This is a genomic window from Ruegeria sp. BHSA123, assembly GCF_059613425.1.
This window is the reverse complement of sequence record NZ_JBXWSL010000021.1, coordinates 24,092-49,305: the sequence shown is the minus strand read 5'-3', so window position 1 is coordinate 49,305 and position 25,214 is coordinate 24,092. Positions and strand designations below refer to the sequence as shown.

Genomic DNA, 25,214 nt, shown 5'->3' with positions numbered 1-25,214 from the left:
AACACCGGTGATCTGCTGATCTTGCAGAATGAAACCAATGCCCAGGTCGAAGCGGCGCAGCTGGGGCGCAAGCTTGGCTTGACCGTCTGTTATGCCGCAGCCCCGTTTCAGGCACAGGCCGTTCAGGGCGTTCTGCCTTTTCTGGATTTTCTGATCCTGAATGAGGTGGAGGCCGAGCAACTGCGTCAGGAAACCGGTCTGAGCATCGCCGATCTGCCTGTTCGGCATGTCATCGTTACCCTCGGCTCAAAAGGCGCGAGGTACTTGCAGCAGGGCAACGATCCGGTCGAGTTTCCCGCGCATAAGGTGCGGGCGGTGGATACCACAGGGGCAGGCGACACCTTCACCGGCTATGTGCTGGCAGGCATGGATCGCGGAATGCCAATGGAACAGGCCATATTGCAGGCAAACCGCGCCGCAGCTCTGATGGTCATGCGGCACGGAACGGCGGATGTCATTCCCGATCTGAAAGAAGTGCGTGACGCATCCTTTGACTAGGACCCTGCAAATGGCGCTTCCCCGCCCCAAAGCTGCTTGACGCGCGCGTCACGACCACAGGCTTTGCGATACGCTTTGTAGGCGTTGTGCTGACGCTTTGGTCCAAAGCGGGTAAGGACCAGTTTGTTGCCTTTGTAATAATTCTGATGATACGCCTCGGCGGGGTAAAAGGGTCCTGCGCTCAGAACCGGGGTGACAATGGTCTGCCCCAGTGCTTGCTGCGCGTCTGTTTTGGCTTGTTCCGCCAGCGCCTTTTCTCCTGTGTTAGAGACGAATATCGCAGTTCGATAGCTTTCGCCCCGGTCGCAGAACTGGCCACCGGCGTCTGTCGGGTCAACCGACCGGAAAAACATGCTCAGCAACGATGCGCGAGAGACCCGCGCCGGATCGAACGTGATCTGAACCGCCTCGTAATGGCCGGTCCCCCCTTTTGAAACCTGATCATATGTCGGGTCCGCAGATGTCCCGCCGGTGTACCCCGACACCGCATCGATAACGCCGGGCACGGATTCGAAATCGGATTCCACGCACCAGAAACACCCTCCGGCCACCGTCAGCGTTTCGGTTCCTGCAGCCGGGGCAGGCAGCGCGCGCAACAGGGCAGCCAATGCAATCAGTGTAAACAGAAGGGCTGGTCTGACGGTTTCGAAATAAGCAGTCCGCATCATGTCAGGTCTCCTTTTAAGATGAGATTGACGCGGGTTCGACCGCCTTGCAATTGCCTGTCATGCAATGTCACGCGCTGGTGAGACGAGTTTATCGTCTGCGATCACCTGTATACGGCTCATTTGATGGGTGGGCGAAACCTCCGCTCATTTGCAACAGATCATGCGCGACAGGTATCCCGATGCGGAACTGCGATACACCGCGGGTGGAACCGCCAGTCTGGCTGGACTCGGACCAAAGGCCAGCTTTGCGGCAAATTCAGCCCAGCAGTTGCCCCAGCTTCATCGCAACACCCATATTGCCCGAGATCTTGAGCTTGCCCAAAGCAACGCCGGTCATCGGGTTCAGCTTTCCGGTCAGCAGCTTGGTCAGGTTTTCCTGCGAGATGCGGATTGTGCAATCCGTGTCCCGGTCCTGCGTCGATGCCTGATTGTCCGCCAGAACAATCACACCGTCCGCGCCGCAATCGAATTTGAGCGAACCGTCAAAGCTTTTGCCGTTCAGCCCTTTTTGAATTCCATCGGCGATGTCCTGAAGCATTCGGGATCCTTTCACGGTTTCCGAATGCGTAATGCGTCAGGTGCCGAACAGGCAAGGCTGACCCAACTGGAACTTCTGATCACGATGCGCCGAGGATCTGAACCGTCCGGTCACAAGGCTTACCGCCATAGAAGGCGTCCAGAACAGCACGAAACTCGGGCGGAGCATCTGCCACAGACGAAAACAATGTTATCGAAGATCGCAGCTTTTTCGCGTCAATCCCGCCCAGAATGTCGCTGGCATCGCGTCCTGCGTGCAGCAACATCAGCGAGGCCGCCTGCCTAAGCCGGTCGCGCAGTTCCGGGTGGTTCAGATAGCGTGTCGCCTCGTCCAGATCTTCAATGCCGTAGAGCTGTGCCATATGGGATTGGCCTAGCTCGGCCAGTTGCGGAAACACGAACCACATCCAGTGGCTGGTTTTCTGCCCCTGTTCAAGTTCGCGCAGGACATCGGCCCAAACCGTGTCCTGCGCCTCGATGAACATGTCGAGTTCGTCGTCGCTATCGTCTTCGTCGATCACTTGGACAGGCGCTTGTTGCGCGCAGCCAGCAGTTTCAGACGCAGCGCATTCAGTTGGATAAAGCCTGCCGCATCTTTCTGATCGTACGCACCTGCATCCTCTTCGAAGGTCACATGCGCCTCAGAGTACAGCGAATGATCCGACCAGCGACCCACGGTCGAGGCCAGACCTTTGTACAGCTTCACGCGAACGGTGCCGGTGACATGCTCTTGCGACCTGTCGATGGCGGCTTGCAGCATCTCGCGCTCGGGGCTGTACCAGAAACCGTTATAGATGAGTTCCGCATATTGCGGCATCAGCTGGTCTTTCAGATGCATCGCGCCACGATCCATGGTGATGGATTCAATGCCACGGTGCGCTTCCAGCAGGATGGTGCCGCCGGGTGTCTCGTAGATACCGCGCGACTTCATGCCTACAAAACGGCCTTCGACCAGGTCCAGACGGCCAATACCGTGCTTGCCGCCGTATTCGTTCAGCTTGGTCAGGATCGTAGCCGGGCTCATCGTCTCGCCGTTGATGCTGACCGCGTCGCCTTTTTCAAAGCCGATCTCGATGAACTCAGGCTCGTTCGGGGCGTCCTCGGGGTGGACGGTTCGCTGATAGACATAGTCGGGCGCCATATCGGCAGGGTCTTCCAGAACCTTGCCCTCGGATGAGGTATGCAGCAGGTTCGCATCGACCGAGAACGGCGCCTCACCACGCTTGTCCTTGGCAATCGGAATCTGGTTCTGCTCGGCGAATTCAAGCAGCTTGGTACGGCTGGTCAAATCCCACTCGCGCCAAGGGGCGATCACCTTGATATCGGGGTTCAGCGCATATGCTGCCAGTTCGAACCGGACCTGGTCATTGCCTTTGCCGGTTGCACCATGGGCGACGGCATCAGCACCGGTTTCGGCAGCGATCTCAATCAGGCGTTTCGAGATCAGCGGCCGCGCGATCGAGGTGCCCAGCAGGTACAGACCTTCATATTGCGCATTGGCACGGAACATCGGGAAGACGAAATCGCGGACGAATTCCTCGCGGATATCCTCGATATAGATGTTCTCGGGCTTGATCCCCAGCAATTCGGCCTTTTGGCGCGCGGGCTCCAGCTCCTCGCCCTGACCCAGATCGGCAGTGAAGGTCACGACCTCACAGCCATACTCGGTCTGCAGCCATTTCAGAATGATCGAGGTATCAAGGCCACCGGAATAGGCCAGAACAACTTTCTTGGGCGCGGACATCTGACTTCCCTTTATGCGTAGAACGATTGGCCCCTAGCGGGTTTTGGACGCGGGGGCAAGTTGTGAGGATTGACGCAGTACCTGAAATGGGGTGAAACGGGTGCAGAGAATAACAAGCATTGGTTGAAGGGGCGGTTTAAAATGTTGGGATGGCAGATTTTCTTGCATTCTGTGCGGATGGTATTTGGAAACATCAAGCAGGTGCTACAGATAACGGTTGGCCCTGCTCTAATTGCGACAATCATCATCGTGGGCGTGTTTTTGGCGCTTGGTATTCCGCTTGAGGCGCTTGAAGACAACACAGGCGCGTTGCCGCCAGGTGCAACCGCAGGTTCAGCCTTTGTCTTTGTGGTCGTTTTACTGGCGGTAATGTCCGTTACCATGTTCTGGATCGCGGTGTCATGGCACCGCTTCATCCTGATGGAAGAATATCCCACGGGAATACTCCCGACATTCCGCTTCGACAGGATTCTGGCCTATTTCGGTCGCTTTCTGATGTTGGGAATTTTGATGGCCATTGCATTCCTTCCGATGGGCTTTGTTATGTCAGCACTGAGTGGCGGCTCAATCGGATTCGCGCTTGTCGCTGTTTATGCCATCTTTCTGGTTGTCTGCTTTTATCGCCTTTCTATCGTCTTGCCAGCGGCAGCTATCGGGCACCCGGCGACTCTGGCAGATGTATGGAACAGCACTCAGGGTGCATCGGGGGCTATTATTGTTCTTTTGATCGTGAATTTTCTGTTCCAATTTCTGGTTCAGCTAATATTCACCGGGTTGGCGTTTATTCCTCTGTTAGGCATCTTACTGACATTGTTTTTTGGAATGCTGATCCTGCCGTTGATCAACGTCAGCATCCTGACAACCATGTATGGCATCTTTATTGAAAAACGCCAACTCTCCTGACCCGCGTACACATATGTATTCCTTGCCCTTATCGCGCTGATGGGGCAGGGAATGCCGCATGACTGACTTCATGACTCGCGCCCGCGCCGCCGAAAAGGCGATGCGCTCTGTCTTCCCGGCAACGCCGTTGCAGCGCAATGCCCACCTGTCCGACCGTTACGGGGCGGATATCTGGCTCAAGCGCGAAGACCTGAGCCCGGTGCGCTCCTACAAGATCCGCGGTGCGTTCAACGCAATGCGCAAGCAGCAGGGGCAGGACCTGTTCGTCTGTGCCAGCGCGGGCAATCACGCGCAGGGCGTGGCCTTCATGTGCAAGCATCTGGGCGTCCGGGGCGTGATCTTCATGCCGGTCACGACGCCTCAGCAGAAGATCCAGAAAACCCGCATTTTTGGCGGGGATAACGTCGAGATTCATCTGATCGGTGACTATTTCGATGACACGCTCGCTGCCGCTCAGGCGTGGTGCGTACAGCAGGGCGGGTATTTCCTGTCGCCTTTTGACGATGCCGATGTGATCGAAGGACAGGCGTCGCTGGCGGTTGAAATCGAAAGGCAGATGGGCGGTGCGCCCGATCACGTTGTGCTTCCCGTGGGCGGAGGCGGCATGTCTGCCGGTGTGGCTACATGGTTCGGGGATCGCACCCATTGCCTGTTCGTCGAACCGGCCGGAGGGGCCTGTCTGCGCGCAGCCCTGGCGGCGGGGCATCCTGTTTCGCTGGATCGAGTGGATACCTTTGTCGATGGCGCGGCGGTCGGGCGGATCGGTGAAAAGCCGTTCGAGTTGTTGAAATCACGTCACCTGTCGGATGTTCTGGTCCTGTCCGAGGATCGTATCTGCACCACCATGATCGAGATGCTGAATGTCGAAGGCATCGTGCTGGAACCTGCGGGGGCGCTGGCGATCGAGGCAGTAGGCGATATCCAAAGCTTTGTGCGCGGAAAGACCGTAGTCTGCCTGACATCCGGCGGCAATTTCGATTTCGAACGCTTGCCCGAGGTCAAGGAACGCGCACAGCGGTATTCCGGTGTGAAAAAGTACTTCATCTTGCGCCTGCCGCAGCGACCCGGTGCCCTGAAGGAGTTCCTGAATATTCTCGGCCCCGAGGATGATATCGCGCGGTTTGAATACATGAAGAAATCGGCGCGCAATTTCGGTTCGGTTCTGATCGGGATCGAAACCCGCAAGCCCGAAAACTTCATGCGCCTGTTTGCCCATCTGGACGATGCCGGGTTCACCTATACCGACATCACCGAGGACGAGACGCTGGCACAGTTCGTGATCTAGCTCAGGTTCTTGTTCAGCTCAGCTTCAAACATGGTTTTCGAGCTGTTGAAAGCGGCCAAAAGCGCCGGCAGATCAACCTCGGCCCCTTGCCCTGCTGCGGCCTGCCGTTCCCCATCCTGGCAGAGTTTCGAGAATTGATCGAACCCCAGGCTCAACGCGCTTCCTTTCAGGAAATGCAGGTTCTGTTCCAGCTCGGCCCGGTTGGTATCGCGGCGCAGGCGGGTGATCACGTCCTGCACCTCTTCCAGAAATATCTCTACCACCTCATCGAATTCCTCGGGGCCGACTTCATCCCGCAACTGCCTGACTCTGGCCCAGTGGATCATCCTATACACCAGCTAATGAATGGTCATGGTTCTGAATAGACGCGTCCGGTAAAAAGCAGGTTAACGGGGCCACGCTTCGGCAATCGTCACTCTTCACCGGATGTTAAATCAGTCGGCGATAGGGTCGCCATAAGTGACGAAACTCATCAGAGCTGAGGGTAAATGGTGCCGGGGGCGAGTCTTGAGGAAACCAGAACTGATCTGGATTTCGGCGCGATCCGCACGGTGCTGGTGGTGGATGACAGCCGCTTGCAACGGCGCATTCTGGTGGCCTCGCTCAGGAAATGGGGGTTCGAGGTGATCGAGGCCGATACAGGCCATGCCGCTTTGGCGCTTTGTGTCGATAATCCGCCCGATCTTGTGCTGAGCGACTGGGTCATGCCGGGGATGAGCGGCCTTGAATTCTGCTGTGCCTTTCGGGCCTTGGAAACGGATCAATACAGCTATTTCATCCTTCTGACATCCAAAAGCGAAAAGCAGGAAGTCGCGCGCGGTCTGGATGCCGGGGCCGACGATTTTCTGATCAAGCCGCTTGAGGCGGACGAACTGCGCGCCCGGATTTCAGCTGGTGCGCGCATTCTGGACATGCAGCGCGAGCTCTCCCAGAAAAACCGCCTGATTGAATCCGCGCTCAAGGAACTCAGGCTTGCGCATGACGCGATCGACAAGGACCTGATGCAGGCGCGGAAAATTCAGGAATCGCTGGTTCCCGAACTGACCCGGACATTCGGCAAATCGCGGGTCAGTTTGTTGCTGAAACCTTGTGGTCATATCGGCGGTGATCTGGTGGGGATGTTCTCGCCCGGGGTGAACCGGCTTGGGTTCTACAGCATCGACGTATCCGGGCATGGTATCACCTCGGCCATGATGACGGCGCGATTGGGGGGATATCTGTCCAGCAAGCATTTCGATCAGAACGTCGCGATGGAGCGGAGGTTCGACAAGTTTTACGCACTTCTGCCACCAGAACATGTGGCTGAAACGCTCAATTCCCGGCTGATGGCCGATGAAGGTATCGAAGAGTATTTTACGATGGTCTACGCCATCGTCGACCTGCGCAACGGGCATCTGAAGATGGTGCAAGCCGGGCATCCGCATCCCCTGCTGCTGCGGCAGGGTGGTCGCGCTGAGTTTCTTGGTGACGGAGGCTTGCCCATAGGATTGATCGAAGATGCGAGCTTTCGACAAATCGAAACGCAGATGCAGCCCGGCGACAAGCTGCTTTTGTACTCGGACGGGTTTACCGAATGCCAACTGGCTGGTGGCGGTTTGTTGGACGAAGACGGTTTGCGTCAGATGGCCCAACAGAGCATCTCGGAAAGGGGCGGGTCAGAGTTTCTGGACGACTTGTTCTGGCGTTTGACGCAAGTGATGTCACCGAAAGACGGTATCGGAGACGACGTCTCGGCCGTCTTCTTTGAATATAACGGACCTTAAAGCGAGCCGAGGTGTATTTCGGCAAAATGCCGGTCACCGTCATTTCCCAGTAAACCGACGGCGTCGGCGGTTTCCATCCACAACGCTTCGTGAAACGCCTCGGTCGGCGGGCCTATGCGGCGTACGGGGCGGGCGCGATAGATTAGGCAGACCTTCTCGGCCCACAGGTCGTATTCCGGCATATAGGTGAAGCGTCGAAAGGCGCCAATCCGTCGGGGTGCAGCAATAAGCCACCCGGTTTCTTCAAAGACTTCACGATGCAGGGCGGTAACAGGTGATTCGCCCGGATCAATACCCCCGCCGGGCAATTGCAGGTCGGGTCCGGGTTCTGTCTGGCAGGTCAGCAAAAGGTGACTTCTGCGGGGCAAAAGTGCGTAAACACCGACCCGTCGCGTGTATTTCCGCCCCGGCTCTGGGGTTTCACCGAACCGCCTGATCATGTATGGCCCCTTAAAACCTAATCTGTTCGACCTATATGGTGCCGGTATGCCAACCTGTGGCGCGTAAGGAAACCCCATGTCTCTTGGAACGAAAATCGCGTGGGACGATACCGTCCTGCCCTTTCAACTCGATGTATCGGATATGCGTGGCCGTGTGGCTCGTCTGGATGGTGTGCTGGATGGCATCCTGAAGCAGCATGACTACCCCGAACAGGTCGAGGCGCTGGTGGCCGAGATGGCCCTGCTGACCGCATTGATCGGGCAGACGGTTGCGCTGCGCTGGAAGCTGTCGTTGCAGGTGCAGTCCAAGGGGCCGGTGCGCATGATTGCGACCGACTATTACGCACCCAAGACCGAAGGCCAGCCTGCGCAGATCCGGGCCTATGCCAGCTTTGACCGTGACCGGCTCACCGATACGGCCCCCTTCGATCAGGTGGGCGAAGGGTATTTTGCCATCATGATAGATCAGGGCAAAGGCACGCAGCCCTATCAGGGCATCACTCCGCTGACCGGAGCCTCTCTCAGCGCCTGCGCCGAGGCCTATTTTGCGCAGTCCGAACAGCTGCCAACCCGGTTCTCGCTGAGCTTTGGCAAATCGACCGAGCCCGGCGTGAATGAACACTGGCGTGCCGGTGGTATCATGTTGCAGCATATGCCCAAAGCCTCGCCATTCGCCGCCTCGGGGGAAGGCAATGGCGAGATTCTGACCGCCAGCGATCTGGTCGACGGCGAAGAGGGCGAAAACTGGGGCCGGGTCAATATCCTGCTGGACACAGTCGAGGATCTTGAGTTGATCGGTCCTTCAATTGCGCCGACTGAATTGTTGGTCCGGCTATTCCACGAAGAACAGCCACGGGTCTATGATGCGCAGTCCGTGCAGTTTGGCTGCACCTGCTCCGAAGACCGGGTGCGGCAGAGCCTGTCGATCTATTCGGCAAAGGACCTCGAAAAGATGACGACGCCCGAAGGTCAGGTCACTGCCGATTGCCAGTTCTGCGGCGCACATTACGTGCTTGATCCGTCAACGGTTGGCTTTGAAGCCGAAGACCGCAAGGGTGCTTGACCCGATTGAACAGATCCGGACGGCACTGCGCCGTCCCGGTCACGGGTCCAGCGACTTTGACCTGAACCCGGACACTGTCCTGCCGCCCGGGCGCCGCCTGCGCCCGGCGGGGGTTCTGGTTGCAATCTCGCTTGCAGATGACACCCCTCGGGTGATTCTGACGAAACGGTCCTCGGCCCTCAAACACCATCCGGGTCAGATCGCGTTCCCCGGCGGCAAACAGGATGAAGGGGATGCAGATGTCACGGCTACGGCCCTGCGCGAAGCACAGGAAGAGATTGGTCTTCCCGCGGATCTTCCAGAAATTCTGGGTTACCTGCCGACGCATGAAACAGTCACCTCTTTCACGGTTACACCCGTGGTGGCCGTTCTTCGAAAGGGATTCCAACCTGTTCCGGAACCCGGCGAAGTCGACGAAGTCTTTTCGACCCCCCTTGCGCATCTCTTGAATCCCAAGAACTATCTGGTTGAATCGCGCCGCTGGCGTGGCCAGAAACGCAGATATTACACAGTTCCGTACGGCCCTTATTACATATGGGGCGCGACGGCCCGCATATTGCGCGGGCTTGCTGCACGGGTGAATGAATGATGCAGATTGAAGAACTTTGGGTCAGCGAACCGGCGACCCAAAAGGTATGCGCCGCCCTGACCTCATCCGGGGCGCAAGCGCTTTTTGTGGGCGGGTGCGTGCGCAATGCGCTGCTGGGCGCGCCGGTTTCGGATATCGACATTGCCACTGACGCCCGGCCTGAACAGGTTGTCGAGATGGCGCAGGCTGCGGGCCTCAAGGCCATCCCCACCGGTATCGACCATGGCACGATTACAGTGGTCAGCGCCGGTATCCCGCACGAGATCACCACTTTCCGGCGTGACGTCGAAACTGATGGCCGCCGCGCCGTCATCGCCTTTTCCGATCACGTCGAAGAAGATGCCGCGCGGCGCGACTTTACCATGAATGCGCTTTATGCACTGCCAGATGGCACCGTGTTAGACCCGCTTGGCGGGCTTCCCGACCTTCAGGCCCGGCGCGTGCGGTTCATCGGCGAGGCTCAAGATCGCATTCGCGAAGACTATCTGCGGTCACTGCGCTATTTCCGGTTTCACGCCTGGTATGGTGACCCGGATGCCGGTTTCGACCCGGACGCGCTGGCTGCCATTGGTGCCAATCTTGATGGGCTGACCTCGTTGTCGCGGGAACGCGTCGGGGCCGAGCTGCTGAAACTGCTGGGCGCGCCTGATCCGGCCCCGGCCATTGCGACGATGCGCAGCACCGGCGTATTGGCGCAATTGCTGCCGGGCGCGGATGACCGGTCGCTGGCACCGCTGGTCGCTTTGGAAAATGCGGCAGGTGCCGAGCCGAACCCCCTGCGTCGTCTGGCGGCTATCGCGACGCCCGATGATGCCGCAACCCTGCGCCTGAGCCGTTCGCAACTGCAACGCCTGACCGGAATGCGGACCGAAGCGCAGTCAACCACCAGCGTGGCTGAACTGGGCTATCGGTATGGTGACGAAGGCGGTTTGAACAAAACCCTTTTGCGGTGCGCCTTCTTTGAACAACCCTGGTCCGAAAACTTCAGACAGGACCTGCACGCAGGTGCAGCCGCGCGTTTCCCGATACAGGCCAAGGACCTGATCCCCGGGTTCACCGGCCCGGCGCTGGGCCAGAAACTGGCCGAGCTTGAAAGCCTCTGGATCGCGTCGGGTTTTGAGCTGTCACGCGAAGACTTGCTTGCAAGCTGATGTTTAGTCTCAAAAGGGGATGACAACTTTTGCCCATTGTGGTTAGGTGCGCCCGTCATATGGATGGAGGAATGCGAATGTATTACGGGATCTGGTTCGGCTAAAGCCGGGACACTTGCCCCGTAAAGGGTGGTGTTCAGGCGCCATCTGTCTTCGCATGTCTTTTTCTCTGCTCAATCGGAGCACACTCCATGTTTCGCTATTTCGAAAACCTTGTTGACCCTTTTGTCGCCTATCATGAGGCTGACACGCCGCCGACCCGGCTGTGGCCGTTCCTGCTGGACTATTCGCGCCCGTTCTACCGGGTCTTTGTCTGGGCTGCGCTGATTTCCATTATCGTCGCCGGTGTCGAGATCGGGTTGATCTATTATATGGGTCGTGTCGTCGACCTGTTGGGCGGTACCCCAACCGAGGTTTGGCAGAACCACGGGACCGAGCTGTTGTTGATCGCGGCCTTTGTCCTGTTTCTGCGCCCTTTGTTGCATCTTGTCGATGTACTGATCCTGAACAACACGATCCTGCCGAACTTTGGCACTCTGATCCGATGGCGCGCCCATAAACACGTTCTGCGTCAGTCGGTTGGCTGGTTCGAAAACGATTTTGCAGGGCGGATTGCCAACCGGATCATGCAGACACCGCCCGCAGCGGGTGAGGTGATCTTTCAGGTCTTTGACGCGATTTCCTTTTCACTGGCCTACCTGGTCGGTGCGGCGATCCTGCTTTATGTAGCGGATGCGCGCCTGTTGATCCCGCTGCTGATCTGGTTTGTGTTCTACGCGATGCTGGTGCGCTGGACGGTTCACCGTGTCGGGCCGGCCTCCAAGGCGGCCTCCGATGCGCGGTCAACTGTTACCGGCCGCGTCGTGGACAGCTATACCAACATTCATTCCGTCAAGATGTTCGCCCATGGCCCGCAAGAGCTGGACTATGCCCGCGAAGCGATCGAGGAAACGCGCCGGACATTCCAGATCGAGATGCGGATTTTCACCATCATGGATGCGGTTCTGGTCACCCTGAACGGGGTGCTGATCGTGGGTGTCGTGGGCTGGGCAATTGCCTTGTGGATGCAGGGTTCCGCTTCGGTCGGCGTCGTCGCGGCAGCAACCGCACTGACCCTGCGCCTGAACGCCATGACCGGATGGATCATGTGGGCGCTGACCAGCTTCTTCCGCCAGCTTGGTATCGTGGCTGAGGGGATGGAGACCATTGCCCAACCCATCGATCTGCTTGACGCGCGCGACGCCAAACCCCTGCGGTTGACCAGGGGTGAGATCCAGATCCGCAATCTCTCGCACCATTACGGGCGCGATGCCGGTGGGCTTGACCACATCAACCTGACCATTCAGCCCGGCGAAAAGATCGGCCTCATTGGGCGGTCGGGTGCCGGAAAATCGACTCTGGTAAAGCTGCTTTTGCGATTTTATGACGTCGAACGCGGTGCCATTCTGATTGATGATCAGAACATTGCGGGTGTCACACAGGACAGCCTGCGCAGCCATATCGGCATGGTCCAGCAAGATAGTGCGTTGCTGCATCGCTCTGTGCGTGACAACATCCTTTACGGTCGTCCGGACGCGACCGAGGCGCAGATGATTGCCGCAGCCAAACAGGCCGAAGCGCACGCGTTCATCCTTGACCTGCAAGACCCGCAGGGGCGCACCGGGTATGATGCGCATGTGGGTGAGCGGGGCGTAAAGCTGTCCGGTGGTCAGAGGCAGCGGGTAACGCTGGCCCGGGTGATCCTGAAGGACGCGCCAATACTTTTGCTGGACGAGGCGACATCGGCGCTGGATTCCGAGGTCGAAGCATCAATTCAGGAAACCCTCTACGGAATGATGCAGGGCAAGACCGTGATTGCCATCGCCCACCGTCTCAGCACCATTGCGCAGATGGATCGCATTCTGGTGATGGACGGGGGCCGCATCGTCGAAGAGGGCGCGCATTCTGATCTATTGGCGCAGGGTGGCCTTTACGCGCAGTTCTGGGCGCGGCAATCTGGCGGCTTCATGAACCCGGAGGCCGCTGAATGAAGATTGCCGATCTCATCTATCCGTTCAGGACCACAGAAACGCCCCCGCCGCAGACATTGGGGGCGTTCATTCGCTGGAGCCTTTCGGGCGCGTGGCCCATGCTGTTTGTCGCCGCGTTCTTTTCGGCCCTGGCTGGCGCGATGGAGGCTGGAACAGCGTGGATTCTGGGGCGTGTGATCGATGTGGCAACATCCAGCGGGCCCGAGCATTTCATGACCGCCGGGAATATGTGGATGATCTTTGGGGCGGTGGTGTTCTTCATGCTGCTGCGCCCGATCCTGTTTGGGCTGTCTTCGATTTCGAACAACTATATCGTGATGCCCAACATCACGCCTTTGGTGCTGGCCAAGCTGAACCGCTGGACGCTGGGCCAGTCTGTCACCTATTTCGACGATGATTTCGCCGGGCGCATTGCCCAGAAACAGATGCAGACGTCGAACGCCATGGCCTCGGTCGTGTCCGAAACGATCAGTGCGATTGTGTTTGCGTTGGCGTCGCTAGCGGGCTCTTTGCTTTTGTTAGGGTCTATTCATCCTTTGGTGATGCTGCCCTTTGCAGCCTGGCTGGTGGTCTATTTCCTTCTGGTGCGCTGGTACCTGCCGCGTATTCGCATACGCTCGGCTGCACGTGCAGGGGCGCGGGCGATGGTTTCGGGGCAGGTGGTCGACACGATCACCAACATCAAAACCGTCAAGCTTTTTGCGCACTCGGATTTCGAAGATCAGGCCGCGCGGCACTCGATGGTCGAGCTGCGGAAAAAATCACTGGCGTTCGGCAAGCTGTCGGCCAGTTTCCGGTTCGTCCTGATGGCGCTTGCCGGCATTCTGCCTGTTCTCCTGCTGGGGGCGACGCTGTGGTTATGGCAGTTCGGAATGGCAACCGCCGGTGACATCGTTGCCGCTGGCGCGGTGTCGGTTCGGATTTCGCAGATGACCGGATGGGTCAGCTTCACGTTGATGGGGCTCTATGCCAATGTGGGTGAGATCGAAAACGGGATGAAGACGCTGGCCAGACGGGACAGGGTCGAGGATGCGCGCAGCGCGAAAGATCTTGATGTAACCGAAGGATCCATCTCGTTTGAAGATGTCAGCTTTGCATACGGTCGGGATGTGGGCGGTGTTACGGACCTGACGCTTACCGTGCAACCGGGCGAGAAGCTGGGAATTGTCGGTGCCTCAGGGGCGGGCAAATCAACACTCGTTTCGCTGCTTCTTCGGCTCTATGATAGGGAAAACGGCGCTATTTGCATCGACGGGCAGGACGTGTCGCAGGTCACGCAGGACAGTTTGCGCCGCCAAATCGGCATGGTCACGCAGGAAACGGCGATGTTCAACCGGTCCGCCCGCGAAAACATCCTCTATGGCCGCCCGGACGCGTCCGAGGCCGAGTTGATCAAGGCCGCAATCAAGGCCGAAGCGCATGACTTCATCCTGAGCCTCAAGGACGCCCAGGGCCGTACCGGCTATGACGCTCATCTGGGCGAGCGTGGCGTAAAGCTCAGCGGTGGCCAAAGGCAACGGATCGCCCTGGCTCGCGCTATTCTTAAGGACGCGCCCATTCTGGTTCTGGACGAGGCAACCTCGGCCCTTGATTCCGAGGTCGAGGCGTCGATTCAATCGGCGCTTCATCGGGTGATGCAGGGCAAAACCGTTCTGGCCATCGCCCACAGATTGTCAACGCTCAGCGAGATGGACCGGATCATCGTTCTGGATCAGGGGCAAATCGTGGAAACCGGAACCCACGAAGACCTTTTGGATCAGGGCGGGCTTTACGCCCGGTTCTGGCATCGGCAATCTGGTGGCTTCATTCAGGCAGAAGCTGCCGAATAAGGGTTTTGTTGCACCCAAAGCCCGGATATCAGGCGCCTCATGACGCAGTATTACACAATCACCCGGCTTGGCCATCAGGGCGACGGCATCGCTGATGGGCCCGTTTATGCCCCGCGCACCCTTCCGGGTGAGGTTGTCAGCGGCACCCTTGTTGATCAGGTGCTGACCGATATCCGCGTCGAGGTGCCGTCTGATGACCGGGTAAAGGCCCCGTGTCGCCATTACAAAGCCTGCGGTGGCTGTCAGTTGCAACACGCCTCTGATGCGTTTGTCGCCGACTGGAAGCTGAGCATTGTCCGCAACGCCCTGTCCGCGCAGGGGGTTGAGGCGCCGATGCGTCCGATACACACATCTCCCGAACACTCACGCCGACGCGCCACGATTGCCGTCAGGCGGACCAAGAAAGGCACATTGGCCGGGTTCCATGGACGTGCATCGGACACGATCACCGAAATCCCGGATTGCCGTTTGCTCGATCCGGCCCTGATCGCCGCCATCCCCGTGGCCGAGGCGCTGGCGGTTCTGGGTGGCAGCCGCAAGGGCGTCTTGGCCGTCACGCTCACCCTGTCCGAGGGCGGGCTGGATGTGGCCGTCAAGGGCGGCAAGCCCTTGGATGGGCCGCTGGAGCTGGCACTGGCGCAAGAAACCGAAAAACACGGTCTGGCGCGGCTCAGCTGGGATGGTGAAGTGATTGCCATGCGCCACGCTCCGGTTCAGCGCTTTGGAGCCGCCGCCATCACGCCGCCGCCCGGTGCCTTCCTTCAGGCGACCAACGACGGAGAACAGGCTCTATTACAGGTCGTTTCCGAGGCAACACGGGGTGCGAAACGGATTGTTGACCTGTTTGCGGGCAGCGGCACATTCTCATTGCCTCTGGCAGAAAAAGCCGAGGTTCACGCGGTCGAAGGTGCCGCAGACATGATGCAGGCACTGGATCAGGGCTGGCGCAGGGCGCAAGGTCTGAAACGCGTGACGACCGAGGCCCGCGACCTGTTCCGCCGTCCGTTGATGCCGGATGAACTGAAATCGTTTGACGCAATCGTTCTGGACCCGCCCCGCGCCGGTGCCGAGGCGCAGGTGGCCGAGCTGGCAGAGGCCAGACGCCCGGTGATTGCCTATGTCTCGTGCAACCCCGTCACCTTCGCGCGCGATGCAAAAATATTGGTTAACGCTGGCTATACCCTTGAATGGGTGCAGGTCGTTGACCAGTTTCGATGGTCGTCACATACGGAACTTGCTGCGCGGTTTACCCTGAACGCCGCATCTTGATCAGACAGGAGAAAGCGACCCATGGGTTTCAGACAGCGTCTGCTGAACATCATCGAAGCGCCTGCATTCGGGCAATTCATAACGGCTGTCATCATCTTTAACGCAGTGCTTTTGGGGATGGAGACGTCGCCGACCCTGATGGAAGCCGCCGGGCCGCTGATCGTGATGCTGGACAAGCTGTGCCTTGCGATCTTTGTGGCGGAAATTACCATGAAACTGATCGCGACCGGGCGCAGGTTTTTCACAAACGGCTGGAACAATTTCGATTTCCTGATCGTCGGCATTGCGCTTGTTCCCAGCGCCGGAGGCCTGTCCGTTTTGCGAGCCCTGCGAATCCTGCGGGTATTGCGCGTGATTTCCGTTGCGCCAAGACTGCGCCGGGTGGTTGAAGGGTTCATCTCGGCCCTGCCGGGAATGGCCAGTGTGTTCCTGCTGATGGCAATTCTGTTCTATATCGGTGCCGTGATCTCGACCAAGCTGTTCTCGGCAACCTTCCCGGATTGGTTCGGCGATCTTGGCCGGTCAGCCTATACACTGTTTCAGATCATGACGCTGGAAAGCTGGTCGATGGGGATCGTCCGCCCAGTGATGGAGGTTTATCCCTATGCCTGGCTGTTCTTCGTCCCCTTCATCATGGTCACCACCTTTGCGGTGGTGAACCTATTGGTGGGTCTGATCGTAAATTCCATGCAGGACGCGCACCATGCAGAGGATGAGGTCAAAACTGATGCGTATCGTGATGAGGTTCTGGAACGCTTGGAGAGCATCGAGCGGCATCTGACCGAAAACTTGAACATCAAAAAGTGATTTCAGTTTTCGCATTTTTTGGCATAATAAGCCCCAAAAAACAAAGCAGGCAGTGAAACATGGATCGTCGAGCATTCGGATTGGGGGCGATGGCAACGCTGGGCCTTTCGGCTTGTGCATCAGCCCGACCAAATTTTCTGACTTATGATGGGCCCGAGGTCACCTCGCTGGTGGTCAACAAGGGCGCGCGCAAACTTTATTTGTTGCACCACGAAAAAGTCCTCAAGGAATATGATGTGGATTTGGGGTTTGCGCCGCAGGGCACAAAAACCAAACGCGGAGACGGCCGCACGCCCGAAGGAAGTTACCTGATCGATCGGCACAACCCCAACAGCCGGTATCACCTGTCTATCGGGATTTCGTATCCCAACTCTCAGGACATCGCCAAGGCCAAGGCTGAGGGAGTTGATCCGGGTGGGGACATCTTCATTCACGGGCAGCCAAATCTGCGATCCGAGTTCAAACGCGCCAAGAAAACTCCGGATTGGACCGCGGGATGCATCGCGGTCAAGAATGACGAGATCGAAGAAATCTATGCGATGGTCAACCGAGGGACGCTGATCACTCTGCGCCCTTAGGGGGCACAGGCGCCCACGCTGCAATCCCGAATGTTTCATAGTCGTGCTGGTAGACCTCGGATGCCAGCGCTTCAAGCTGTTCGTCATAGATCTGATCCAGCGTATACGGAACATCTTGCGCGCACGGGCCGGGAACCGGCGGATTGGGGTGGCCTGTTGAGCGGGCCAGATCCGGCAGAGCCGTGATCAGCTCCTCTTCCCGCAGAATCACGTCGGGCATCAGAAAGCTGGCAATGCCATCCAGCGTGCGGGACTGGCTGCACCACGTCCCGTCAACGCGGATCGGCGTCTGACCTTTGAGGTTCATGCGCAGGAACCCGAGGAACGCCAGAAATGCATCCCGATGCTGTTCGACCGAGTAATTGTTGTCGCGCACCTGCCCTGGGATCGGCAGGTCAAGGCGGTTGCGCAGATAATTGCGGACCATCTTGTAACTGCCCGGCCCGGTATCCAGAATGTACTGGCAGAACGCCGAATGCGCCCGTGCCAACGGGTGGCGCAACACGGTGAACTTTCGGTGTCCGGGGTGGTCTTGCATCCAGACGCGGATTTCCTTGCGGTTCCGGTTTGTGACCAGATCGTCCGTAGAACAGCCATCCAGGCTGGCCATCCATTGCGCAATAACAGGCTCTATGCCGCCGCGAATGGGCAAATACATCAATGCTGATCTGGCTGCGGCGACGTATTGCGGCACCGCCGCGCCCCGGTTTGGTTCGAAACGGGCGGGCTGGTGCAATCCGAACCTGTCCAGCTTGGACAGGGCGTCTTGCATCTCATCGGGGTTGGTGACTTTCGATACGGCAGGAGCCGGGTTTTGCGGTTTCAGAGTATCGTCAAGTTTGCTCAGCCGCGCCTCAACCCCCAGCCATGCGGCCAGACCGTTCAGAACGTCCAACTCGGCCAGGTCGTCATAGGTAATGAAAAAGGCAGTCTGACCGGTCTTCTGTAAATGCCGCCGCAACATGTGCTGGTGGCTGTGGACCTGATCCAGATACTCAGAAAACTCGGCCCCGTCGAACGCAACCTGTGCATCGACGCGGCGCTTCACGTTCTTCAGCTGCCATTGCTGCGTGGCGCGCGCGATCTTCAGGGACAGAAAACTGTCCAGCGGATTGCGCGTGAGAATGATCTTGGCACAGCGCGGATCGTTCAGCACTGGCTTCAGAATGCGTGGATCGTGGTCCTGGAAATACCGAAAACCGTTCAAGTCGCCCGGTGCCGAACGGATTGCCGTCAACAGCCGCATCGGATCTGCATCGCGGTCTTCCAGCGACAGACCCAGAAGGGTATCGGATTTCAGGTTGCCGGCAAAATGCGGGTTGAAGGCTTCGCCGTGGCAGGAAACCCCGTCCAGCGCGTTCAGATTGGCCTCAAGCAGGTTCGACCCTGTGCGCATGGCAGCCAGAACAACGAAGTAGTCAAAATTGGCTGGCATGGATGATTACTGCACCAGATAGGGTTTGCGATAGGGTTTCGTCTGACGGCCGAACACATCGTCCGAAGGAAAATCGCCCATCAGGTAAGGGTGCATTCCCTGGTTCTTGAGGTTTTGCAGGAACTTCCCGAACCCGGACAGATCGACCATGGTGGGCACTTCGGTCAGGTGGCTGGCCTGATGCGCGCCAATCTCGTCCAGGATTGTCTGCAAGGGCTCCATCGGTGCTTCAATGAAATCGGCCAGAGACCAGCTGCGCATCCGCGCTTTGGTCCAGACCGAGGTCAGTACCTCAAGCTGTTTGGTTTCGATCTGTTGCAGACGCGCGGCCTCGCACCGGATATCCGAAAAATTCAGGTTCGACCGGAATAGCGGAATCGCCCAGGCCCCGGTGATGACCGAGATTTGCGCATTCTTGTCCCGCGCCAGAAACCAATTGATGTCCTGCGTGTCGCGGGGGCTGAACTGGAAACACTGGCGTTCGCCGCGTGTGTTCCAGATCAGATTCGACAGAAAGGCCGTCGGATTGTAATCGCGCAGCAAAGCACAATCGCTAAGCGCACCGTTTGTGATGGTTTCACCCTTTGCAAATTCCGCACGCTCGGGTCCAAACAGATGCCCGTGCACGCGTGTGCCAGTGGCCGCGGCCAGCCAATCTTCGAAATCTTCAAACAGTTCGGAAAAGCCCTGAAATACGGAATAGGGTGACGAGGTAAGGCCGTTTTCACTGCCGTGCCGGGGAAACCGGCTTTGCATGTAAAGCCCGTCACGCCCCCGTGTCCGCCGCTCGACCGCCTTGGAAAACACGCGGTCAATCTTGCCGGGATTGGGTTCTGCCGGTTTCATCGCACTGGCCTGATCGGTCAGAAACGCCTGATACAGCCGTTCCGCACGGGGCCAGATCTTGCGGGCAACAAAACAGTCTGATCGCCGCAGCAATTGCAGATGATCGTCGTAGAAAATGTGCGGGCGGCCCTGATAGTCAAACTTGGACAGGGTCAGGGATCGGCTCTCGATATGTGTGGAATACAGCCGCGCCAATGTCTGGAAATAGCTTTCATCCGGAATCCACACATGGCGGAAGTAGCTGTCATATTGTTTGCGCTTGGGGTCCTGCAGAATGGCAGACAGTGTTTGACGGGTCAGGCACCACCACTGGCTGCCCATATGCGGGACCAGACCGTCGGGGATTTTCCTGCGAAACCCGACCGCGCGCTGAAGCTTTACATATGCGTCGAACAATCCGCGCTGTTTTCGCCAGGAAAACGGGAACCGTAGCGTAAACCTCTCATGATCCAACCCGCCGATTGTCCAGCTGACATCAGACGTTGTCGCGCTTTCGATGAAATCGACACGAGGCCGGTCGGCCAGGTAATCGATCAGCTCCTGAACCGGGCGCAGCGGCAGGCAGGCCCCCGACGACAGGAATATGTGGCGCGTTTCCGGAAACCGCTCCAGCATCAGTTCGGACGCGCTTTGTGAAGCAGCAACGATGCCCCACCCGCCCCAGTCGCATTGATGCCGGTCAGAAAATGCGATCCGGGGGTTGTCGGAACAGGACGCGACGCATCGCGCAAATTCTTCACCGGGCACCTTGCGATCCACATGGATCACAACCGGGCATCCGGCAGCGGTCCAATGGCGCGCGACCTGTTCGGCCCGGTCCAGCGAGGTATGAACCAGCATGACGATGCCCAGACCGCTCATGCCCAGTTTCCTTTTGACATCAGGCCCAGAATCTCAAGCTGCCGCCAGTTGATATAAGCCTCAGACCATTCGCACCAGAATACGGGCTTGTCTTCAAGCTGTGCGGCATAGGCCTTGTATTCGCCCGAACCGCTATAGTGCTGGCTGCGCTGCAATTCTTCGCATGCCTTGTCGCCAAGGGTGTCGATCAGCTTGGCATGAAGCAACGAACCGCTGGCCTTTTCCCCACCCCATTCGTCGTAAACCTGATTCAGCCCGCGCGGCAAAAGCGAGTGGGTCGAGCTGACATAGACATACCGCCGATCCCATTTGACCAGCGGGATCTTGTTCAGTGCCGGGGCTTTGGATGGCTTGTCGCGAAAGAACACCCGCGCCCGCGCGCCCCCCTGAATCCACAGGTTCTTGTAATCGGGGTTCTTGGTGATCGTGTAATTCCCCGGATCGAACCACCGTGCGATTTCAAAGGGATCCTGCCCCTCGCGATAGGTTTCGGCATCGACAGGCCCTTCGGGATACATGTCGATCAGCATGGTGCCAAAGCTGCGCACGGCGCTTCCGTCCAGCCAGTCTGTCAAGGCGCGGATCGGGCGGGTGTCGCAGAAGGGGTAGATAAAAAACTCATCCGGGTCGACGCTCAGAACCCAATGTCCATGCGCGTATTTGCGCAATAGGTAATTCGACCAGTCAAGACCATAGCTTGCACGTTTGTAGCTGCTTGTTGTCCGCCAGACCGATACATCGGCCTGCTCTTTCAGGAATTCGAAACTGCCGTCATCGCTGTCATTGTCGATGAACAGAAAATGGTCGATGCCCAGTTTGCGGTAATATTCCAGAAAGTAGGGCAGGCGAATTTTCTCGTTTCGCACAACGCTCATCAACAGGATATCGTCACGGCGGATGGCAGACGTGTTGGTGCTGGCGGGCTTAAGTTCGCGCCGACGTCTGAGGCAGCGCAGAATACGGCGCTTGCGCCGCAATCTCATCTTGTATGAATCAAACAGGCTCACGCGACTGCCCAACCTTTATTATGACGCGAGCTTTCCCCGAACCTGCCGTGACCGCTGGTGCGACAGGACATTGTGGGTTTATGCCACTTCTACCTCTTCTGAGGCAACTTTTTTAAACCCCGGAAATGGTAAAGGTGCCGTTGATCCCCCTCGATTTGTTTTCAACGCCAGCCGCCGTCGCGCATCAGCCCCATTTCCAGCAACTGCGACCAGCCGGTATAGCGCACCGATTGCGGGGTCCACATGTCTGGTTGATTGAGTATCTGATCGTAATACGCGCCGAACTGGTTCGGGTCATGAAAATGCTGGCGGCGCAGCATTTCAGTTTTGGATTTTTCAATAATGTCCGGTAGAAATTTCGTGTGCAGCAGCACGCCGGACGGGGTGTCGCCGCCCGGCCCGTCATACTCTGCGTTCAGACGACGGGGCAGGGCGGAATGGCACGAGTTTACATAGGCATAGCGCCGCGACCACCGCATGAGCGGGATCTTGTTCAGCGTCGGGGATCGCTGCTGCGCTTGGGCAAAAAACACCCGCTCGCGTGCGCCGCCCTGAACCCACAGGTTTCCCATCGGGCTTTGCCGCTGCGCACGATACGGGCCTGCGTCAAACCAGTTCAGCACCTTGATCGGATCCGTTTCCGGGTCATAGGTTTGGTCGCCCAACGGCCCCTTTGGATACAGATCCAGCATCAAAGCGCCAAACCCGGCCCGCCCCTGCCGGTCCAGCCATTCTGTGAGCTCATGCAGAGATTGGCGGTCGTGCCGGGCATAAACCAGCAGCTCATCCGCGTCGACCATCAGGCACCAGTGGCCATGGCCGTATCGCATCTGTAGCCAGCTCAGCCAGTCCAGCCCAAAGCGTGATCCGCGATAGCTGGACCGGGTCTGCCAAAGGGAAACATCCGGTTGCCCTTGCAGGTATTCAGCCGAGCCGTCATCGCTGCCGTTGTCGACGATCAGAAAATGGTTCACGCCCAGCTGGCGATAGTGACGGAAGAACCAGGGCAGGCGGGTGATTTCATTCCGCAAGGTGGTAAAGGCCAGAATGTCGTTGCCCCGTATCCTGCTTGTCTGATCTTTCAGGCAGGTCAGTTGATGTCGGCTGCGCATCGAGCGCCAAAGAAGGCGTCGCCGTTTCCAGCGCAACCGGTATTCCTGTCGCCAACCGATATCAGGGAGTGTCTGAACCGTATTGGACGTCACCGGGGCCTCATTTCTCGTAGTGGCCGTTCTGATGCCAGCGCCAGGCATCCGCAATCATCGTCTCTAACGTTGACCTTTTCGGCTTCCATCCCAGTTCGGTTTGGGCGCGGACAGAGCCGGAAACCAGCTTGGTGCAATCGCCCGCCCGACGGGCACCGACCGAATACGGCACCGGGCGGTTGGTGACGGACTTGGAATGCTCGATCACCTCAAGCACGGAAAACCCCGAGCCGGTGCCCAGATTGAAAACACGGCTTTCTTTACCCTGCTCCAGCCAACCCAGCCCCAGAACATGCGCGTCGACCAGATCACAGACATGGACATAATCGCGGATACATGTGCCGTCGGGCGTATCGTAATCGGTGCCAAAAACGGTCAAACCCTCGCGCTTGCCGTCAATCGCATCCAGCATCAGGGGGATTAGATGGGTTTCAGGCCGGTGAAACTCGCCCACTTCGCCTTCGGGATCGGCGCCGGCAACGTTGAAATACCGGAAAATGACATGGCGCAGCCCATGGGCCGCTTCGAAGTCCCTCAGGATATCCTCGATTGCGCGCTTCGATGCACCATAGGCATTTAGCGGGTGTTGGGCGGTTGCCTCGTCCAGCACCACATTGTCATGCTCGCCGTAAGTGGCGCATGTGGATGAGAACACGAAATCCAGACAGCCCGCCGCAACCGCAGCCTCGATCAGCGTCAACGATCCGGTGACATTGTTCGACCAGTACAACCCGGGCTGCCGCATCGCGTCGCCCACCTGGCTGAGCGCCGCAAAATGCATCACCGCAACCGGCTTATGCTTGGCAAATACCTCGTCCAGGCGTGCCCGGTCCAACAGGTCGCCCTGTTCAAACGGACCGTATTTCACTGCATCCTGCCAGCCGGTGACCAGATTGTCATAGGCCACGGGAACATAGCCCGCCTGCGCAAGCGCCTTGCAGGCATGCGACCCGATATATCCGGCACCACCGGTCACGAGGATTGGTTTCATGAAACGTCCTTTGGATCCAGATTGCCTGTCATCGAGATATGGGAACCGCGGGGCGTCATGGGCAAAACCGGCTACTCCAGCCCCATCGCAGCCATCATCTCTTCGATCTTGGGCACGTCCTGCGGGTTGTTCAGCTCCCAGAACTGACGGCCCTTGGCGTCAACCTCGACGCACAGAACCTTGCGGCCATTTTCCATGAACCTGAGCTGTTCAAGACCTTCCAGCTTTTCCAGAGGGCCTGTTGGCCAGCCCGGATAGGCCGCCAACGCATCAGGCCGATAGGCATAGACGCCGACATGGTGAAACACCGGCGTGGGTTCATCCCCGCCATAGGTCTCCGAGGTGAAAGGCACGACCTCTTTCGAGAAATACATCGCGCTGTTGTCGCGCCCAAACACGGCGGTTGTTCCGCCAACACGGCCATGTTTGCGGTCATTCAGCAGGCTGTTCAAAGCATCCCCGTCGCAACGCAGGACGGGTGTGGCCACGCCAGCGTCGGGTGCCGCGCGCAGCCCTGTGATCAGGTCCTCGACAAACCAATGCGGTGTCAGGGGTGCATCGCCCTGAAGGTTGACCACGATGTCATACCCGCTGCCCAGAACCTTGTGGGCCTCAGCGCAGCGTTCGGTGCCGTTCTGGCAGTTTTCCGAGGTCATCACCACCTCGGCGCCAAAGCCTTCGGACAGCTCGCGGATGCGGTCATCATCGGTTGCGACCACAACCCGGTCCACGCCCGCGACAGAAGTGGCTGCTCGCCAGGACCGTTCGATCAGTGTCATCGAAACGCCGGTCGCGCCGGTCAGCGGCACCAAAGGCTTGCCCGGATAGCGGGTCGAGGCATAGCGGGCGGGGATGGCGATCAGAACTGACATCAGGCCTCCTTCAGCTTAACACCCGGAGCGTACGCGATAAAAAACGGGTTCGCATAGCCCTCTTTGCCATAGAGAAGCGGCGCGTGATCGTCAAACCGCACAACCCGGCCTCCGGCCCCGGCCAGTACCGCGTGCCCTGCCGCCGTGTCCCACTCCATCGTGCGCCCGACCCGCGGATAAAGATCCGCCTCGCCCGTCGCAACCAGACAGAACTTGAGAGACGATCCCGCGCTTTTGCTGTCCCTGACCTGATACTTGTTGATGTAATCCTCGGTGGCCTGATCCCGGTGCGACTTTGACGCCACGACCAAAAGCGCGGAATTGTCCGGGTTAGAGACTGCTATTGGGGTCAGGGTGCCGGGTGCATCCTTGTCAAACGCGCCCGTTTCCTCGACCGCCTGACCATCGGGCTGCGTATAGAACATGCGACCCCGCGCCGGGGCATAGACCACGCCCCGTGTCGGCGTTCCGTTCTCGACAAGTGCGATGTTGACGGTGAAATCGCCACGGCGGTTGATGAATTCCTTGGTGCCATCCAGCGGATCGACAATCAAAAAGGTGTCCCCCTTTTCGGAATGCGAGGCGGCCTGTTCTTCGGTGATCAGCAGGATATCGGGGAATGCCTGACGCAACCCGGCTGAAATCAGCGCATCGGCTGCCTCATCCGCTTCGGTCACAGGGCTGGAGTCTGATTTGACTTTGACGTCGAAATCGTCTGCCTCATAGATTTCCATGATCCTGTCGCCAGCCTCAAGGGCCAGACGCCGGATGACGGGAATAAGCGCGTCGTAGGTCACAAAAATGCTCCGTTCCTGTGGTTTGTTGATCCAAACTCGTGACCGA

The 25,214-nt window shown here is 58.3% G+C and carries 25 protein-coding genes; 12 read left to right on the top strand and 13 right to left on the bottom strand.

Features of this window, described 5'->3' with window-relative positions; genetic code table 11:
- A partial coding sequence (locus AC2FNC_RS12465) for a PfkB family carbohydrate kinase (RefSeq protein ID WP_496715491.1) occupies nucleotides 1-498 on the top strand: 498 nt, incomplete at its 5' end.
- Here the strand turns inward: AC2FNC_RS12465 and msrA are convergent.
- The 4 genes from msrA to AC2FNC_RS12445 form a co-directional block, all read right to left on the bottom strand.
- On the bottom strand, nucleotides 495-1,166 hold the full coding sequence (gene msrA / locus AC2FNC_RS12460) for a peptide-methionine (S)-S-oxide reductase MsrA (protein ID WP_480474382.1): 672 nt from the start codon (nucleotides 1,164-1,166) through the stop codon (nucleotides 495-497). The two genes, AC2FNC_RS12465 and msrA, sit on opposite strands and share 4 nt — an antisense overlap.
- A 256-nt stretch (nucleotides 1,167-1,422) precedes the next feature.
- Nucleotides 1,423-1,704, bottom strand: a complete 282-nt coding sequence (locus AC2FNC_RS12455) for an SCP2 sterol-binding domain-containing protein (protein ID WP_267363740.1) — start codon at nucleotides 1,702-1,704, stop codon at nucleotides 1,423-1,425.
- 79 nt (nucleotides 1,705-1,783) lie between these two features.
- A complete protein-coding gene (locus tag AC2FNC_RS12450) occupies nucleotides 1,784-2,188 on the bottom strand; it encodes a DUF1810 domain-containing protein (protein ID WP_496715492.1) in 405 nt (134 codons plus the stop codon).
- Nucleotides 2,189-2,220: 32 nt separating this feature from the next.
- Nucleotides 2,221-3,447: an argininosuccinate synthase gene (locus AC2FNC_RS12445; protein WP_496715490.1), complete on the bottom strand. Its 1,227-nt coding sequence runs from the start codon at nucleotides 3,445-3,447 to the stop codon at nucleotides 2,221-2,223.
- A gap of 201 nt (nucleotides 3,448-3,648) precedes the next feature.
- Between AC2FNC_RS12445 and AC2FNC_RS12440 the strand changes: the two genes are divergently transcribed.
- Both AC2FNC_RS12440 and ilvA read left to right on the top strand, forming a co-directional pair.
- Complete coding sequence (locus tag AC2FNC_RS12440; protein WP_496715489.1) at nucleotides 3,649-4,350, top strand: hypothetical protein; 702 nt, start codon at nucleotides 3,649-3,651, stop codon at nucleotides 4,348-4,350.
- Nucleotides 4,351-4,408: 58 nt separating this feature from the next.
- On the top strand, nucleotides 4,409-5,635 hold the full coding sequence (gene ilvA, locus AC2FNC_RS12435) for a threonine ammonia-lyase IlvA (RefSeq protein WP_480606652.1): 1,227 nt from the start codon (nucleotides 4,409-4,411) through the stop codon (nucleotides 5,633-5,635).
- Here ilvA and AC2FNC_RS12430 read toward each other — a convergent pair.
- Entirely contained in the window at nucleotides 5,632-5,961 is a 330-nt protein-coding gene (locus AC2FNC_RS12430) for an Hpt domain-containing protein (RefSeq protein WP_480622666.1), read from the bottom strand. The genes ilvA and AC2FNC_RS12430 overlap by 4 nt on opposite strands.
- Nucleotides 5,962-6,123: 162 nt before the next feature.
- Here AC2FNC_RS12430 and AC2FNC_RS12425 point away from each other — a divergent pair, with 162 nt between their 5' ends.
- Complete coding sequence (locus AC2FNC_RS12425; protein ID WP_496715487.1) at nucleotides 6,124-7,398, top strand: PP2C family protein-serine/threonine phosphatase; 1,275 nt, start codon at nucleotides 6,124-6,126, stop codon at nucleotides 7,396-7,398.
- Here AC2FNC_RS12425 and AC2FNC_RS12420 read toward each other — a convergent pair.
- Entirely contained in the window at nucleotides 7,395-7,838 is a 444-nt protein-coding gene (locus AC2FNC_RS12420; protein WP_480494015.1) for an NUDIX hydrolase, read from the bottom strand. The two genes, AC2FNC_RS12425 and AC2FNC_RS12420, sit on opposite strands and share 4 nt — an antisense overlap.
- Nucleotides 7,839-7,914: 76 nt before the next feature.
- Here AC2FNC_RS12420 and hslO point away from each other — a divergent pair, with 76 nt between their 5' ends.
- The 8 genes from hslO (at nucleotide 7,915) to AC2FNC_RS12380 (ending at nucleotide 17,154) form a co-directional block, all read left to right on the top strand.
- Entirely contained in the window at nucleotides 7,915-8,901 is a 987-nt protein-coding gene (gene hslO, locus AC2FNC_RS12415; protein WP_480474375.1) for an Hsp33 family molecular chaperone HslO, read from the top strand.
- Nucleotides 8,894-9,490: a CoA pyrophosphatase gene (locus AC2FNC_RS12410; RefSeq protein ID WP_480482502.1), complete on the top strand. Its 597-nt coding sequence runs from the start codon at nucleotides 8,894-8,896 to the stop codon at nucleotides 9,488-9,490. The genes hslO and AC2FNC_RS12410 overlap by 8 nt, the downstream gene beginning before the upstream one ends.
- Nucleotides 9,487-10,641, top strand: a complete 1,155-nt coding sequence (locus AC2FNC_RS12405) for a CCA tRNA nucleotidyltransferase (protein ID WP_496715485.1) — start codon at nucleotides 9,487-9,489, stop codon at nucleotides 10,639-10,641. Before AC2FNC_RS12410 ends, AC2FNC_RS12405 begins: the two co-directional genes overlap by 4 nt.
- A gap of 191 nt (nucleotides 10,642-10,832) precedes the next feature.
- Nucleotides 10,833-12,671, top strand: coding sequence for an ABC transporter ATP-binding protein (locus tag AC2FNC_RS12400; RefSeq protein ID WP_480474372.1), 1,839 nt, complete (start codon nucleotides 10,833-10,835; stop codon nucleotides 12,669-12,671).
- Entirely contained in the window at nucleotides 12,668-14,500 is a 1,833-nt protein-coding gene (locus AC2FNC_RS12395; RefSeq protein ID WP_480518202.1) for an ABC transporter ATP-binding protein, read from the top strand. The genes AC2FNC_RS12400 and AC2FNC_RS12395 overlap by 4 nt, the downstream gene beginning before the upstream one ends.
- A gap of 39 nt (nucleotides 14,501-14,539) precedes the next feature.
- Nucleotides 14,540-15,769, top strand: coding sequence for a class I SAM-dependent RNA methyltransferase (locus AC2FNC_RS12390; RefSeq protein ID WP_496715483.1), 1,230 nt, complete (start codon nucleotides 14,540-14,542; stop codon nucleotides 15,767-15,769).
- A 21-nt stretch (nucleotides 15,770-15,790) separates the two neighbouring features.
- Nucleotides 15,791-16,576 carry an ion transporter gene (locus AC2FNC_RS12385; RefSeq protein ID WP_480474369.1) on the top strand — a complete coding sequence of 262 codons (786 nt, stop codon included), beginning with the start codon at nucleotides 15,791-15,793 and terminating at the stop codon, nucleotides 16,574-16,576.
- 59 nt (nucleotides 16,577-16,635) lie between these two features.
- Nucleotides 16,636-17,154: a L,D-transpeptidase family protein gene (locus AC2FNC_RS12380; protein ID WP_480474368.1), complete on the top strand. Its 519-nt coding sequence runs from the start codon at nucleotides 16,636-16,638 to the stop codon at nucleotides 17,152-17,154.
- On the opposite strand, the gene AC2FNC_RS12375 is transcribed toward AC2FNC_RS12380, so the two are convergent.
- From AC2FNC_RS12375 to cysQ, 7 genes are all read right to left on the bottom strand, one after another.
- A complete protein-coding gene (locus AC2FNC_RS12375) occupies nucleotides 17,138-18,589 on the bottom strand; it encodes a nodulation protein NodH (RefSeq protein ID WP_496715482.1) in 1,452 nt (483 codons plus the stop codon). The two genes, AC2FNC_RS12380 and AC2FNC_RS12375, sit on opposite strands and share 17 nt — an antisense overlap.
- Before the next feature lie 6 nt (nucleotides 18,590-18,595).
- On the bottom strand, nucleotides 18,596-20,296 hold the full coding sequence (locus AC2FNC_RS12370) for a DUF5927 domain-containing protein (RefSeq protein ID WP_480554320.1): 1,701 nt from the start codon (nucleotides 20,294-20,296) through the stop codon (nucleotides 18,596-18,598).
- Complete coding sequence (locus AC2FNC_RS12365) at nucleotides 20,293-21,279, bottom strand: glycosyltransferase family 2 protein (RefSeq protein ID WP_480518263.1); 987 nt, start codon at nucleotides 21,277-21,279, stop codon at nucleotides 20,293-20,295. Before AC2FNC_RS12365 ends, AC2FNC_RS12370 begins: the two co-directional genes overlap by 4 nt.
- Before the next feature lie 185 nt (nucleotides 21,280-21,464).
- The gene (locus AC2FNC_RS12360; RefSeq protein WP_480554321.1) at nucleotides 21,465-22,508 is read right to left on the bottom strand and encodes a glycosyltransferase family 2 protein; all 1,044 of its coding nucleotides are present in this window, start codon (nucleotides 22,506-22,508) and stop codon (nucleotides 21,465-21,467) included.
- 7 nt (nucleotides 22,509-22,515) lie between these two features.
- Nucleotides 22,516-23,499 carry a UDP-glucose 4-epimerase GalE gene (gene galE, locus AC2FNC_RS12355; RefSeq protein ID WP_480518192.1) on the bottom strand — a complete coding sequence of 328 codons (984 nt, stop codon included), beginning with the start codon at nucleotides 23,497-23,499 and terminating at the stop codon, nucleotides 22,516-22,518.
- A 71-nt stretch (nucleotides 23,500-23,570) separates the two neighbouring features.
- Nucleotides 23,571-24,371, bottom strand: coding sequence for a 3-deoxy-manno-octulosonate cytidylyltransferase family protein (locus AC2FNC_RS12350; RefSeq protein ID WP_267364430.1), 801 nt, complete (start codon nucleotides 24,369-24,371; stop codon nucleotides 23,571-23,573).
- A complete protein-coding gene (gene cysQ / locus AC2FNC_RS12345; protein WP_496715481.1) occupies nucleotides 24,371-25,168 on the bottom strand; it encodes a 3'(2'),5'-bisphosphate nucleotidase CysQ in 798 nt (265 codons plus the stop codon). The genes AC2FNC_RS12350 and cysQ overlap by 1 nt, the downstream gene beginning before the upstream one ends.
- Nucleotides 25,169-25,214: the final 46 nt, after the last annotated feature.